The following is a 12,781-nucleotide window of genomic DNA, read 5'->3' as shown; positions in this document are numbered from 1 at the left end:
CCTCATCTCACGACAAGGAGTTTCCATGAGCAAGCCTGAAATCGTCCTCTGTGCGCCAGTGCGCACACCCATCGGTGCCTTTGGCGGTGCGCTGAAGGAGACCCCTGCCACCGCACTGGGCGCAGCGGTGGTGCGCGAGACCCTCCGTCGTGCCGGGCTGCCTGCCGAGGCTGTCGACACCGTGGTGCTGGGCCAGGTGATCCAGGCAGGCGCCAGGATGAACCCGGCGCGTCAAGCCGCCATCGGCGGCGGCCTGCCCGTGCAAGTGCCTGCATTGACCGTCAACCGGGTCTGCGGATCGGGCGCACAGGCCATCGCCAGCGCGGCGCTGGAGGTGACATCGGGCTACGCCAAGGCGGTGATCGCAGGCGGCATGGAGAGCATGGACCAGGCACCGTATCTGATCCCTGGCGCACGCTGGGGACAGCGCATGGGGGACGCGGCGATGCTCGACAGCCTGCTGCGCGACGGTCTCAACGACGCCTTCAGCGGGCAGCACTCGGGCTGGCATACCGAAGACCTGGTGAGCCAGCACCGCATCAGCCGCGAAGATCAGGACCGCTGGGCAGCGCGCTCGCAGCAGCGATTCAGTGCTGCGCAGGCGGCGGGCAAGTTCGGCGAGGAGATCGTGGCGATCGAGCTGGCGGGCCGCAAGGGGCCGGTGCGATTCGATCGCGACGAAGCAAATCGCCCGGACACGACCGTCGCAACGCTGGCCAAGCTCAAGCCGGCTTTTCGCAAGGACGGCAGCATCACCGCCGGCAACGCGCCCGGGCTCAACAGCGGCGCGGCCGCGATGATCGTCGCGGAGCGTGGATTCGCCGAGAAGCAAGGCTTGCAGCCCTGGGCCCGACTGGTCTCGCACGGTGTGGCGGCGGTCGAGCCGGGCCTGTTCGGCATCGGACCCGTGCCGGCGGTCAAGCTGGCCCTGGAGCGAGCAGGCTGGAAGCACAGTGACATCGAGCGCATCGAGATCAACGAGGCCTTTGCGGCAATTGCGCTGGCCTGCCTGCGCGAGATGGGCCTGCCGGAAGACATCGTCAACGTCGAAGGGGGCGCGATCGCCCACGGCCATGCGATCGGCGCCACGGGTGCCGTGCTGACCACGCGACTGCTGCATTCGATGCGGCGGGACCGGCTGAAGCGGGGCGTGGTGACCCTGTGCATCGGGGGCGGGCAAGGGATCGCACTTGCGCTGGAGGCGCTTTGACACGGAGCGGTGTACTTGGCGAAGTCGAGTGCGTGGTACGAGGAAGCGCATGCACGGGACGGCTTGCCTCGGCGCGCGACGCGCCATCGCGCTGACTCAGGACCGATCGCCACCGGCTTCGCAAGACGCCGATCCGGAAGTCTTTCAAACTCACTCTTCAAAGGAAAATCATGAGCAAGTATTTCAGGCTCTGGTGCGAATCGGCTGGGGAAGTGGGTTACGCTCGGACTTTTGATGAGCGCGAGCCCACGATGAGTACGTTGAGAGACATTGACTGGTTGTTCAACGGGCGGCACTTCGACCGCGAAGTCATTGTCCTGTGCGTGCGTTGGTACCTGCGCTAAAAGCTCAGTCTTCGGGACCTCGTTGAAATGATGGCCGAGCGCGGCCTGTCGCTGGCGCATAAGACCATCATGCGCTGGGTCAAACGCTTCACGCCGGAGTTCGTGAAGCGCTGGGATCGATTTGCAAGATCGGCCGGTCGTTCGTGGCGCGTCGACGAGACCTATGTGAAGATCCGCGGCAAATGGGCCTATCTCTACCGTGCCGTTGATCGAGCGGGGATGACGGTCGATTTCCGGCTCAGCGCCAAGCGCGATGTCGCGGCAGCCAAGGCCTTCCTCGCGAAGGCGATCAAGCGTCAGGGGGGGGGCGCTCCCAACACCATCACGTTGGACGGCTACGCGGCGTCTCATCGCGCGGTGCGCGAAATGAAGACTGACCAGTTGCTGCCCGGAGACACGATGTCTCGATCATCGAAATACCTTAATAACCTGATCGAGCAGGATCATCACAATATCAAGTCCAGGGTCAATGCGATGCTCGGCTTCAAACGCTTCAGGAATGCGGCCGTTACGATCTCCGGCATCGAACTGATGCATCGCATTCGCAAAGGGCAGTTCGACATCACAATGCCGCGCTTCAAAGATGCCAGTGCGCCTGCCGTATGGAAGGCGGTTCTCTCGGCATGATGAGGTCACCGCGAACGCGCCGCCTCATCGCTCGCGGCCGAAGTTTGCACCAGAGCCGTCGAGATGGACGCATGCCCAAAATTGTCACGCACGAAGCGCAGGTCGACCTGCTGGTCGGTCATGTGCGAGCCCGCCGTCTACTCGCGATGGACCTTCCGCCAGGCACGTCCAGTAGCGGGTTCCGTGACACCAGGTCCGGATCGCCTCGCGCAATTCCGCCTCTATCAGGGCAAGCTCTTGGGCGTGTTGAACGAGGTCCGCGAAGATGCCGATCTTGAGCGGCACCTTGGGCGCAGGGTTCTTCGAAAAGGGTTGCGGGAAGCGTTTTTTCGGCATGGCGATGGCGTGCACCACCGGATCGACAGTTTTTGTGGGCTGAGCCGAAGCGGCAACCCGTGCGCGGGGCGGCTTTGGGCTTTTCGCAGCCTTTGCCTGTTCTGCCAGTCGAATACGCGCGATATGCGAACGGCTTCGAGCGCGGTTGCGAGGGCGTGACAGCCGAATATGCGAAGCGCGACGACGGGCTGATCTCGGTTCGCAATACATGCCATGAAGAGTGCGCCGACAGCAAGTCGCGCACGTCGGAAGGCCGTGCCCGCGTGGTGCCCGGCAGCGGTGGTGCCAAGCTTGAAGTATCGTTTTTTGGTCCGTTCTTCTTTGGCAACTACTGGGTGCTCGATCACGGCAACGACTAGTCGTGGTCGATCGTCGGCGAGCCCTCGGGCCGCTATCTGTGGATCCTCACCCGCGACGCCAGTCCATCGCGCGAAATGGCCGATTCACTCGTGGCCCATGTAGCCGCACTTGGCTATGACACCTCGCTACTACGCACGACCATGCATTGAGATTGCCAATTGCCGATTGTGTTCGCCCCTCTCCCGCGCGCGGGAGAGGGGCGGGGGAGAGGGCTGGCGCATCAAATGCTGCGATGCTGGACCAAACCGACGGCCTTGCTCATTGTGGCTCCTTGCTGTACCACCCCTCACCCCCGCCCTCTCCCCATGAGGGGCGAGGGAGCCAAGACACCACCTCCTGATTGCGCTTGGGCGTGGCTCGCGGCGTTGGTTGTTAAACAACCCGCGGCTTCGTTCTTCGTTCCTGGCTTGTTTCTTTTTACTCCGCCTGGATATTGGCTTCCTTGACGACCTTGCCCCATTTGGCGAGGTCGGACTTGATCACCGCAGCGTATTCCTGCGGCGTGCCGCCCTGGACTTCGATGCCCGCGGTTTCCAGCTTGGCGCGGACTTCCGGAAGCTTCAGTGCGGCGTTGATCTCGGCATTCAGTTTGGCCACGATCTCCTTCGGCGTGCCGGCCGGCGCCAGGAAGCCGCCGTTGGTGTTGGCGTCATAGCCCTTCAGGCCCTGTTCTTCAGCCGTCGGCACATTGGGCAGCGCCTTGGAGCGCTTGCGCGTCGATACGGCCAGCGCGCGTACATTGCCCGATTTGACCTGCTCCAGAACGGCGCTGATGGTATCGATGTAGAGGGCCGTGCGACCGGCAATCAGGTCAGGATGCGCGGCGGACGAGCCCTTGTAGGGCACCAGCAGTACCGGCGCACCGCTGACCATGCGGAACATTTCGGCGGCCATTTCCTGTGCGCTGCCGCGACCCGAGGTAGCCACCTTGGCTTCGGCCGGATCGGCCTTCATCCATGTCACGAGTTCCGGCACGGTCTTCACCGGCAACTTTGGATACGCCGCGAACACCAGCGGGATCTCGTGGGTGTAGACGATCGGTTCGAAGCTCTTCTCCGGGTCCCAGCCCAGGTTCTTGAACAGGAACTTGTTGATATTGTGGCTGCCGCCGACGATGCCGATCGTGTAGCCGTCAGGCTTGGCGTTGGCCAGCACGGCGGTGCCGAGGTTATTGGAAGCGCCCGGGCGATTTTCGACGATAAAGGGCTGGCCGAACTTTACCGAAAGCTTCTCGCCAACCACGCGCGCGATCAGGTCGATGCCGCCGCCGGCCGGTGCCGGGACGATGATCGTGACCGGACGGGTCGGATAGTTTTGCGCCGACGCCTGTCCGGGCGTCATCATCAGCGCCGCGCAGCCGGCCGCGGCGCCAATCAGGGTAGTGAATTTAGTGGTGGTGAATCGCATGGGGTGTCTCCGTTTGGATGCTGGTCAACTCGAGTCAACTCTTTGGGCGCCCTGGAGCGTGATGTGCCAGGGCGCGGGGTCTGGCTTCAGCCGCGACCCACGAATGGCATGGCGCTGGCCATGACCGTCATGTTCAGCACGTTGGCGTCCAATGGCAGCGATGCCATATGGCGCACGGCGTTCGCTACGTGACGCGCGTCCATCATCGGTTCCGGCGCGGTGGTGCCGTTAGCCTGCAACACGCCACGCGTCATACGCTCCGACAATTCGGTCAGCGCATTGCCAATATCGATCTGGCCCGCCGCGATGTTGAAGGCGCGGCCATCGAGCGCCAGCGCCTTGGTCAGGCCGCTGACCGCATGCTTGCTGGCGGTATAGGGCGCGGTGAACGGTCGCGGCGTTTGAGCGGAAACCGAACCGTTGTTGATGATGCGGCCACCTTGCGGCGACTGGCGACGCATCAGTCCGAACGCGGCCCGTGCGCACAGGAACACGCCCGTAATGTTGGTGTTGACGACGTTGAACCACTTCTCCAGCGGCAATTCGTCCATCGGCACCGCGGGTGCATTGACGCCAGCGTTATTGAAAAGCATGTCGAGCCGGCCGAACTCGCGCTCGATGGTGTCGAACAATGCCTGCACGCTGGCGGGATCGGTCACGTCGGTCGGTACGGCCAACGCGGTCTGGCCGCGTGCAGCGGCTTCGGCTACCAGAGTCTGCAACGGGTCGGCACGACGGCCGGCCAGCACCACGGTCCATCCATCTTCAAGCAGAGCCAGTGCGGTCAGGCGACCGACGCCACTGCCGGCGCCGGTAACCAGCGCGATTTTCTTGGAAGTATTCACGGCATTCACGGTTGTCTCCGGGGGTTCTTTCAAAGTTCAGGTTGCCGTCACGCGACGGTCAGCGATATCTCGCCAATGCCGGTCACGCTGGCATCAATGACATCGCCGCGCTGCAATGGGCCAACGCCCACCGGCGTGCCGGTGAAGATCAGGTCGCCAGCCATCAGCGTGACCGAGCGTGACAGCATGGCGATCAGTTCGGGCACGGGCCAGATCAGGTCGGACAGATCGGCACGCTGACGCGTGGTGCCGTTGACCGCCAGGCGGATCTCGCCGTCGTGTGGGTGGCCACATGCAGTTGCCGGTACGATTGGGCTGCAGGGCGCCGACTGGTCGAAGGCCTTGGCTGGTTCCCATGGGCCGCCAACCTGCTTGGCTTGCTGCTGCAGGTCCCTGCGCGTCATGTCGAGTCCGACCGCGTAGCCCCAGATATGCGGCGTCGCATAAGCCGGGTCGATGTCGCGGCCGCCTTGCCCGATCGCCACGACGAGTTCGACTTCATGACAAAACTCTTCTGTGCCGGGCGGATAAGGCAGCGCGCCTTGTGCCTGCACCACGGCGGTGGCCGGTTTCATGAACCATGCAGGCATCTCGGTCGGCGCCGGCTCGTTTGCGGTCCAACGATAGTTGCGCCCGATGCAGAAGACCCTGGCGATCGGGAACTGCGCGTTGCTGTTGGCAACGGGCAGGGTGCTGGGTGCCGGTACTGGCAGAACGAATTCCATCATGACGCTCTTGAGGTTGGATACGTTCGCAGGTTCAGGTGGTCAGGCTCATGGATGGGCGCTTGCCGGCCAGCCCGTCGGCAACGCTGTCCAGCACCATGCGGATCATGGCCGCGCGCGTTTCCCAGGTGGCACTGGCGCGATGGGCCTGCAGCGTTGTGCGGTCGGACTGGCGCAGCGCCAGCGGCACGCGCGGTTCGTCCACGAACACATCGAGGCCCGCGCCAGCGATGCTTCCCGCCTCGATGGCCTGTGCCAGGTCCACTTCATTGACCAGACGTCCACGTGCCACGTTGACCAGGAAGCCGCGCGGGCCCAAGGCATCGAGCACCTCGGCATTGACGATGCCTTCGGCCTTGTCAGCCGCCGCGCACAGCACCAACGCATCGCTGTCGCGCGCCAGATCGACCAGATCGGATACGAACTCATGCGGCAGGTCGTTCATGCGCTGCAGATCCGTATAGCGGATCGGACAACCAAAGGCCGCGGCACGCGTGGCCACCGCGCGTCCCACGCGTCCCATGCCAACAATGCCCACCCGCATGCCGCTGAAGCGGCGCGCCAGCGGAATCGCCGATGGCTGCGGGAAGCGTTCCCACTGTCCGTCACGGACAAAGCGATCACCGGCGCAGATATTCCGGCACGCCGCAATCAGCAGGCCGATGGCCAGGTCGGCCACGTCTTCGGTCAGTGCGCCCAGCGTTGCGGTGACGGGCAGGCCGCGTTCACGGCAATAGGCCAGGTCCACCGCATCGGTGCCAACGCCGTTCACGGCCACCACCTTCAACGCCGGCAACTGTTCGAGCATCGCGCGGGAAATCCCGGTATGCCCGCCGGTGATCACGGCCTGGATCGATGGGCCATGCTGGGCCAGCCAGACGGCCTGGTCTTCAATCTCGAAATACTTGTGCACTTCGTAGAGTGCTGCCAGCTCTTCATTGGCGGCGGGAATCAGGATGGGATTCAGTTGCAGGATCTGGGGCTTCATGGGCTGTCGTGGGCGGCTGGAATGTGGAACCCATGGTAGTTAATAGTTGATTGTCAACGCAATATTGATATATAAAATCAACATAAATAAGTGCGAGCGAGTCAAAAATGGGTTCATGGATGTCGATGGACGAGGCGTGTACGCGGCTTGGCGTGCGGCCGCAAACCGTCTATGCATACGTAAGCCGCGGCAAGATCGAAGTCATGTCCGATCCGGCCGACACGCGGCGCAGCCTTTACCGTGCCGAGGATGTCGCTACGCTTGCCAGGCGCAAGCAGGCCGGCCGCAAGCACGAGACGCTGGCCACCAACACCTTGTTCGGGGCGGAGCCGAGCATTCCAACAGCCATCTCCACATTCGTGCGCGAACGGCTGTACCTGCGCGGCCAGGATGCAGTGACCCTGGCGGCGAGGGCCACGCTGGAAGAGGCCGCGCAATTGCTGTGGGATTCAGGGCAGCCGGTGGATTTTTCGTCGTCGGTGAAGGTGGCGCGCCCTGGCCGTGTGGCGGCATTCAGAACGCTGGCCGAGCTCGCGGCCACCGGACACTCCACGCACGGCCGTATGAAACGGGTGTTGCAAGTGGAAGGGCAGGCGTTGGTCGGGCAACTGGCCAATGCGTTTGGCGCCCAGCCGGGGCAACACCCGCTGCACCTCCGTTTCGCGCAAGGCTGGGGGCAGACGCCAGCGGTGGCAGAGCTGTTGCGGACGGCCATGGTCCTGCTGGTGGACCACGAGTTGACGAGTTCGGCGTTCGCGACGCGCATTACGGCGTCGACCGGCGCATCGCTACCGGCCTGCCTGTTGTCTGGCCTGACCACGCTGTCGGGGCCGCTGCATGGCGATGCTTCGGGTCGAGTCAAGGCGTTGTTCGATGAGCTGGAACGGCAGGGTGAGGATCAGGTGATTGCCCATTACCTGTCCACCGGACAGCCGCTGGCGGGATTCGGGCACCATCTGTATCCCGAGGGCGACCCGCGTGCGACGATGTTGCTGGCCATGTTCAAGCCGCCGGCAGTGATCGCACGGTTTATCGAGAAGGCAACCCGCCTGACCGGTCTGCAACCCAATATCGACGTGGCACTGGCGGCGCTGTCCACCCACTATGGGTTGCCTGACGATGCCGCATTCGGGATGTTCGCCACGGCGCGCAGCATCGGGCTGCTTGCGCATAGCTTGGAACAACTCGGGGTAGGTCAGGTCATCCGGCCGCGCGGCCGCTATGTCGGCGTGCTTCCGGACAAGGGCTAAATCCGATCAGCGGATCCTGCCGAATCCATCGGCGGCCCAGCGCGAGGCGCTATCCCGCGTCAGCTTGAAATCCGGTCGCACCTTGACCGTCGCGAGCACATCGCCAAACGGGCCGATGGCCGTAAGGGTGCGAGACCGCCCATCTGTGACGTGCTCGTTAGCACACATATGGGCGCCGCTAGCAGAATTAGTGGTCCTCTACAGCAACACCTTGCGTGACTCGGTGTGCCAAGACCAAAAACGCAATTAATCGCCAAGACGCGCGACCAACTGCACAAATAGGCCGACATGACGACCACGGCAGAGGGGGAGCCGTCGTAGAAATACAAGGTTTACTCAATGGTCGCCGCGTAGCGCCCCGACCCTCCCAAGCACCAATCACTAGCGCTAGCCGTGCCGACAGATATGGTGAGCGGAAGGCCTGTTGGCCACCGCAGCGTTTGATATACTTTCATGATGGTGAAATAACCGAGAGAGCCGTTCAAGTGCTGGATCTCTCCCGACCTCTGGACCTCCCCTCATGCCACGACCGCTAGCCGATGCGTCCCCACCATCGCGGGCCACCATCCGCACCATCGACCAACTGGGTGATCGCATTCGGGCGACGCGGGTTGCCGGGGGGATGCCAATTGACCAAGCCGCCAGGCATTGCGGCGTCTCCGTCGGCATGCTGTCTAAGCTGGAGAACGGTAAAGGGGTGAATCTAGAGCACGCGCTACGCGCGCTGGAAGGACTGGGTTTGACGATGCTGGTTGTCCCCAAGGCGCACGCGCCCCTGCTCGAGCAAGCCGCCGCTCACGCGGCCAAAGTCTCCGGGCAGGCAGCGAGGGAGGATCACACGCACATGGAAGAGGGCGACTCCCAATACTTTTAAGCGGACACGCCGGCGCGAACCAGCACGCCTGCGGCGGGCCCCCTTCGTGGATCAATTGGTCTTGGCGGCTTTCGCGGGCTGCGGCAAGGCCCGTGCTGCGCGACGGGCTTGCCATTGCCGTGTCCGCTTTGCATTGGCCTGCGATACCTGTCCCACCTCCTGGCCTGCCAGATCCACGCGCGGCGCGCCTTCCACCAGAGAGGTCCAATATCGGGTGCCGCGGCACCAGGTCCGGAGCGCGTTGTGCAATGCCGCCTCTGTCAGGGCCAGTTCCGGCGCGTGCTTGGCCAGGTCTCGAAGATGTCAAGCTTCAGTGGCACCTTGGACGCGGGACTCTTCGGGAACGCCGCGGACGCTCCGGACCAGAGCCGCGATGGCTTAGTCAGTCCACTCGGCATCCACCTCCCGCATCAGCTTCCCCGCGAGGATGTAGTCCCCCAGTCTTGTTGCTTTCGCCTCCAAACTCTCCAATTCAGCTGCTGGCAACTCACTTAATTCAAATTGGCAGTACAGATTGCGTTGCCGGAACGTCAGCTTTGGCCGGAAGAGGCCGGCTGCCAATGCCGCTGGCGACGTAACAGCAATGCTCTCGTGTCCACGGTATTCCACACGAATTCCGGTCTTCTGACCGAGGCGGCCGAGTTCGACGGCATCTTGCCAGCCAGACTCGTAGTTCAAGTCCACGACCGTTACTCCCGCTGTTTTCAGGTGCAGCAGCGCCTCCCCCTTGGTGCGTGCTCGAACCGTCGCCATTCTCTCTCTCCACTCACATCGATCGCACATCCAAATTGCACCTTGCGCGTCTACAACATTGTAACTGGCGGTAGCGCGGTAAGCTGCGTCTGGCGATTGACGTCCGCAGCTAACAAGCGACGCGGCGCCAAATCAGGAAAGCATGTGACTTCGCATCCTCCGGAGTGGAAGTTATTCAGCGGGCCGTATCGTCGATGACACTCTCCCCTCATTCAAATGAAAAAGTGAGTAAAAAGTTCAAACGGATTAGTTTTCCGACAGGTGGATCGACACGTTGACGAGTCAAAGAAGGACAGAAATTATTTGACATTTAATGGTGCGGAAAAAATAGAGGATTCGGCGCACCTCGCCCCGATAAATAATGTACGATTCTGAGATCCAAGGATAAAAGGAGAAAAGCGATGGCCACCTACAAGCAGTTGCTGGCAGAGAAGGAAAAGATCGAAGCGCAACTTGTGGAAGTGCGTGCCACAGAAGTGGCCGGTGTTATCGAGCAGATTCGGGCCTTGATGGCGCAGTACGAACTAACCGCGGAAGACATTGCGCCAAAACGGCGTCGTGGCCGTCCTGCTGCGAGCGCGGCGCCTACCGAAAAAATCAAGGTTTCGCTGCCACCCAAGTACCAGGACCCGAAGACCGGTGCCACCTGGACAGGGCGCGGCCGAGCACCCGCCTGGTTGGGCAAGAATCGCGACAAATTCTTGATTCCGGAAGCGTGAGTCAAGGACGATATCCACTGACGTGAAGACGTACCATGCCTCGCCTTCGCGAGGCAACTCGGCACGGGTGGATGGCAACTCACGCACCTCCATTCGTGTGAAATCTGGTGCTTCAGGCTTGTCTCCAATTGATTTCATGTCAATGTCGGATTCGCCTCCGCTCTTTGTATCTGGAACCCGGAAAACACTGGAGGAAGCGGATCCTCAGGCGACGAGCGCCAGTTTTCACACGAGAAGTACCCTTACCCCAAAGAGCGACGACCGACTCCAAAGCGGAGAAGATTCATCGATTTCTGCCTCGAGCCCTTCACGTCGCTGACTCTTACCAGAGGCATGCCAATATCCACTGGACGTGAGCAAGGGACGCATCCCGCGCGGTAATGTCTGGAACCCAGAGGGAAAGCAAGTCTGCAAACACCGCCTGAGGCCGCTTGCCGAGCCGCGAGCGTGATATTGACGCGCTGTACTTTGTCCGAAGATCAGGCGTAACGACGTAGAATGACGCGTACCGCGCGCGCAGCGCGGTGGCAGCCACGGCTCAGAATAAAGGAAAGATGGCTACACTGCCACCCAAGCAGGTCATGGACCTGCTGCTCGACGCGATTTGCGTTGTCGACCGCCATGGCCGTTTTCTATCCATTACGGGGGCTTGCGAAAGTATCTTTGGTTATCAACCAGAGGAGATGCTGGGCAAGCCCATGATGGATTTCGTCCATCCTGAGGAACGGGCGAGAACGCTACAGGCCGTCGAACGGATCGAGGCAGGCTATTTGCAGCGTCATTTCGAGAATCGCTATGTGCGCAAGGACGGCAGTATCGCGCGCATCATGTGGTCGGCGCGCTTGTCCGAGTGCAAGAACCAGCGGGTGGCAGTGGCCAGCGATATTTCTGACCAGGCCGACGCGCTGGCCGAGGAGCGGTTGCAGTCCAGCGAAGCCTCGGCGGAGGCGCATTGGCGGCTGTCGGCCACGCCCCCGACACTGACCCCGCCAGGATTCCCGCCGATTCCACTGTCGATGCAGGATTACACGGTCTTGCACGCACTCGCCAGCGGCGAAGCCTGCGTGACGCGCAAGGCGATCGTGCACGCGCTTGGTGAAGACTTCCTGCATTACGATCAGCGCCGACTGGATACCCAGATGCGCCGCCTGCGCCGCAAGGTCGAGCAGGCGGGCAGTCTGCGCTTGCCCGTATCCACGGTGCGCGGTAAGGGCTTCCGGGTCTACCAGAAGATCGTGATCGACCGCTAGCGCCGAGGCACGACGCGAAGGCACGCGGAGTGCGAGCCGGGCTGCTCAGATTTGCTCAGACAACGCCGGCGATTCTGCTTCTATTCTCTTGGCTTTGAACATAGCCAGACTGGCGATCGTCGGCGTGCCTTGCACGCCCGATCCATCAGAGTTTCCATCGCATGGAGCAGTCTCAACCATCCGTACTTAGCCGTACGGATTTGGACATCGCATTTTCCTCGTTCACAGGTATGGAAGGCGGCAATCTGGGCGCCGCCCTTTGGGTATGCGATGTGGCGCCCCCGTCTAGTTCTGTTCCGCTGTCGGTCGCGTTGCAGAGCCAGCCGATTCCCGGAGCCTGGGACAGGGAGTTTCGTGCGCGCCATGCCGATCAACTGCCGCGCTGGCAGTCGCACTATCGCATCGCACGGGTTTTGGCCGCGGCGCGATCGGCTGCCTTGCCGCTTGGACGCACGCCGATCAGTGCGCAGGAGTACTTTGACAACTATCTCTATGTGCCTTCTGGGTGGGAACTCAAGCTGAATCTCTTCCCATTGCCTGAACGATCCGATCATGCTTTACCCTGGAGTGGGGAACTGCGTAAGCTGTCAGTGCTGCGTGTCAAGTCGGAGTACTATCGCCTATGCCGCCTCGGTGGGCGCTTCCAGTTCATCTCGTCGCTGCGTCGTCAACACCGTCCCCGTGTCGTGCTTTGCCTCGGCCATCGGCACGCGCGCGATTATCTGCATGCCTTCGGTTTCGAAAACATTGAGGGCGCCGAAGTGCTCCTGCAGCCGGCGGATCTAACGCAGCGCCTACAAGTTTTCGAGCATGATCAGACCGTGCTGGTTTTGAGCCCTCGTCTTGGTGGTGCGCAAGGACTGACTTCCGACGTCTTGCTCGACGCGCTGGGCACCTTCTTGGCAAAGTGGCTTCGCCCGACGGATTTTCCGCCCTGCCTGGGCTTGACCACGGATACGCCCATGGCGCCGCCCGCGAATAGCGCTTCGCCTGCTGCTCTGGGGCTCGCATTGAGCGAAGCAGCGTAAGCGTCCGAGAATGGGCGTCCTAGCCTGATAGGCTGAGAGTTGGCAGGATTGCGTCCGCAACCAGA

At 62.2% G+C, this 12,781-nt stretch carries 13 protein-coding genes and 3 pseudogenes; 8 read left to right on the top strand and 8 right to left on the bottom strand.

Translation table 11 applies throughout. The annotated features are described in order from the left end of the window. The first annotated feature begins 25 nt into the window (after positions 1 to 25). Together RR42_RS10540 and RR42_RS10535 are read left to right on the top strand one after the other, a co-directional pair. Positions 26 to 1,210, top strand: coding sequence for an acetyl-CoA C-acetyltransferase (locus RR42_RS10540; protein ID WP_043346384.1), 1,185 nt, complete (start codon positions 26 to 28; stop codon positions 1,208 to 1,210). Positions 1,211 to 1,461: 251 nt separating this feature from the next. Next, positions 1,462 to 2,181, top strand: a pseudogene (locus RR42_RS10535) (IS6 family transposase). A 5-nt stretch (positions 2,182 to 2,186) separates the two neighbouring features. Here the strand turns inward: RR42_RS10535 and RR42_RS41710 are convergent. Both RR42_RS41710 and RR42_RS38505 read right to left on the bottom strand, forming a co-directional pair. Continuing rightward, positions 2,187 to 2,318: pseudogene (locus RR42_RS41710) on the bottom strand (integrase); the annotation flags it as partial. Then, positions 2,266 to 2,517, bottom strand: coding sequence for a ProQ/FinO family protein (locus RR42_RS38505; protein WP_236702020.1), 252 nt, complete (start codon positions 2,515 to 2,517; stop codon positions 2,266 to 2,268). The gene RR42_RS38505 and the pseudogene RR42_RS41710, both read right to left, overlap by 53 nt. Before the next feature lie 110 nt (positions 2,518 to 2,627). On the opposite strand from RR42_RS38505, the pseudogene RR42_RS10530 reads away from it, so the two are divergent. Beyond that, positions 2,628 to 3,026, top strand: a pseudogene (locus tag RR42_RS10530) (lipocalin family protein); the annotation flags it as partial. A gap of 268 nt (positions 3,027 to 3,294) precedes the next feature. Here the strand turns inward: RR42_RS10530 and RR42_RS10525 are convergent. The 4 genes from RR42_RS10525 to RR42_RS10510 form a co-directional block, all read right to left on the bottom strand. After that, positions 3,295 to 4,284, bottom strand: a complete 990-nt coding sequence (locus RR42_RS10525) for a Bug family tripartite tricarboxylate transporter substrate binding protein (protein ID WP_052494584.1) — start codon at positions 4,282 to 4,284, stop codon at positions 3,295 to 3,297. 86 nt (positions 4,285 to 4,370) lie between these two features. Then, positions 4,371 to 5,129, bottom strand: a complete 759-nt coding sequence (locus RR42_RS10520) for an SDR family oxidoreductase (protein ID WP_043351865.1) — start codon at positions 5,127 to 5,129, stop codon at positions 4,371 to 4,373. Positions 5,130 to 5,176: 47 nt separating this feature from the next. Next, positions 5,177 to 5,857, bottom strand: coding sequence for a fumarylacetoacetate hydrolase family protein (locus tag RR42_RS10515; RefSeq protein WP_043346380.1), 681 nt, complete (start codon positions 5,855 to 5,857; stop codon positions 5,177 to 5,179). Between the two features lie 31 nt (positions 5,858 to 5,888). Then, on the bottom strand, positions 5,889 to 6,842 hold the full coding sequence (locus RR42_RS10510) for a 2-hydroxyacid dehydrogenase (protein ID WP_043346376.1): 954 nt from the start codon (positions 6,840 to 6,842) through the stop codon (positions 5,889 to 5,891). A 107-nt stretch (positions 6,843 to 6,949) separates the two neighbouring features. Between RR42_RS10510 and RR42_RS10505 the strand changes: the two genes are divergently transcribed. Next, positions 6,950 to 8,092, top strand: a complete 1,143-nt coding sequence (locus RR42_RS10505; RefSeq protein WP_043346374.1) for a citrate/2-methylcitrate synthase — start codon at positions 6,950 to 6,952, stop codon at positions 8,090 to 8,092. A 520-nt stretch (positions 8,093 to 8,612) separates the two neighbouring features. Further along, the gene (locus RR42_RS37745; protein ID WP_052494583.1) at positions 8,613 to 8,966 is read left to right on the top strand and encodes a helix-turn-helix domain-containing protein; all 354 of its coding nucleotides are present in this window, start codon (positions 8,613 to 8,615) and stop codon (positions 8,964 to 8,966) included. 51 nt (positions 8,967 to 9,017) lie between these two features. Here the strand turns inward: RR42_RS37745 and RR42_RS38500 are convergent, their stop codons facing one another. Beyond that, positions 9,018 to 9,215: a ProQ/FINO family protein gene (locus RR42_RS38500; protein ID WP_330218515.1), complete on the bottom strand. Its 198-nt coding sequence runs from the start codon at positions 9,213 to 9,215 to the stop codon at positions 9,018 to 9,020. 129 nt (positions 9,216 to 9,344) lie between these two features. Then, positions 9,345 to 9,719 carry a hypothetical protein gene (locus RR42_RS10495; protein ID WP_043346372.1) on the bottom strand — a complete coding sequence of 125 codons (375 nt, stop codon included), beginning with the start codon at positions 9,717 to 9,719 and terminating at the stop codon, positions 9,345 to 9,347. Between the two features lie 401 nt (positions 9,720 to 10,120). Between RR42_RS10495 and RR42_RS10490 the strand changes: the two genes are divergently transcribed. The 3 genes from RR42_RS10490 (at position 10,121) to RR42_RS10480 (ending at position 12,716) form a co-directional block, all read left to right on the top strand. After that, the gene (locus tag RR42_RS10490) at positions 10,121 to 10,438 is read left to right on the top strand and encodes an H-NS family nucleoid-associated regulatory protein (RefSeq protein ID WP_043346369.1); all 318 of its coding nucleotides are present in this window, start codon (positions 10,121 to 10,123) and stop codon (positions 10,436 to 10,438) included. A 581-nt stretch (positions 10,439 to 11,019) separates the two neighbouring features. Then, positions 11,020 to 11,688: a PAS domain S-box protein gene (locus tag RR42_RS10485; RefSeq protein ID WP_173430678.1), complete on the top strand. Its 669-nt coding sequence runs from the start codon at positions 11,020 to 11,022 to the stop codon at positions 11,686 to 11,688. A 161-nt stretch (positions 11,689 to 11,849) separates the two neighbouring features. Then, positions 11,850 to 12,716 (top strand): hypothetical protein, encoded by an 867-nt coding sequence (locus RR42_RS10480; RefSeq protein ID WP_043346362.1) that lies wholly within the window; start codon positions 11,850 to 11,852, stop codon positions 12,714 to 12,716. Positions 12,717 to 12,781 lie beyond the last annotated feature (65 nt).

It is taken from the genome of Cupriavidus basilensis (assembly GCF_000832305.1).
GTDB lineage: Bacteria > Pseudomonadota > Gammaproteobacteria > Burkholderiales > Burkholderiaceae > Cupriavidus > Cupriavidus basilensis_F.
The sequence above is the reverse complement of the archived record's forward strand: the minus strand, read 5'-3'. Positions and strand labels throughout refer to the sequence as shown.

What these genes read in the sequence shown, in the direction of transcription:
- RR42_RS37745 (WP_052494583.1), top strand. Translation starts at nt 8,613, where the DNA reads ATGCCACGACCGCTAGCCGATGCGTCCCCACCATCGCGGGCCACCATC.
- RR42_RS10505 (WP_043346374.1), top strand. Translation starts at nt 6,950, where the DNA reads ATGGGTTCATGGATGTCGATGGACGAGGCGTGTACGCGGCTTGGCGTG.
- RR42_RS10540 (WP_043346384.1), top strand. Translation starts at nt 26, where the DNA reads ATGAGCAAGCCTGAAATCGTCCTCTGTGCGCCAGTGCGCACACCCATC.
- RR42_RS38505 (WP_236702020.1), bottom strand. Translation starts at nt 2,517, where the DNA reads ATGCCGAAAAAACGCTTCCCGCAACCCTTTTCGAAGAACCCTGCGCCC.
- RR42_RS10510 (WP_043346376.1), bottom strand. Translation starts at nt 6,842, where the DNA reads ATGAAGCCCCAGATCCTGCAACTGAATCCCATCCTGATTCCCGCCGCC.
- RR42_RS10525 (WP_052494584.1), bottom strand. Translation starts at nt 4,284, where the DNA reads ATGCGATTCACCACCACTAAATTCACTACCCTGATTGGCGCCGCGGCC.
- RR42_RS10480 (WP_043346362.1), top strand. Translation starts at nt 11,850, where the DNA reads ATGGAGCAGTCTCAACCATCCGTACTTAGCCGTACGGATTTGGACATC.
- RR42_RS10490 (WP_043346369.1), top strand. Translation starts at nt 10,121, where the DNA reads ATGGCCACCTACAAGCAGTTGCTGGCAGAGAAGGAAAAGATCGAAGCG.
- RR42_RS10495 (WP_043346372.1), bottom strand. Translation starts at nt 9,719, where the DNA reads ATGGCGACGGTTCGAGCACGCACCAAGGGGGAGGCGCTGCTGCACCTG.
- RR42_RS10485 (WP_173430678.1), top strand. Translation starts at nt 11,020, where the DNA reads ATGGACCTGCTGCTCGACGCGATTTGCGTTGTCGACCGCCATGGCCGT.
- RR42_RS10515 (WP_043346380.1), bottom strand. Translation starts at nt 5,857, where the DNA reads ATGATGGAATTCGTTCTGCCAGTACCGGCACCCAGCACCCTGCCCGTT.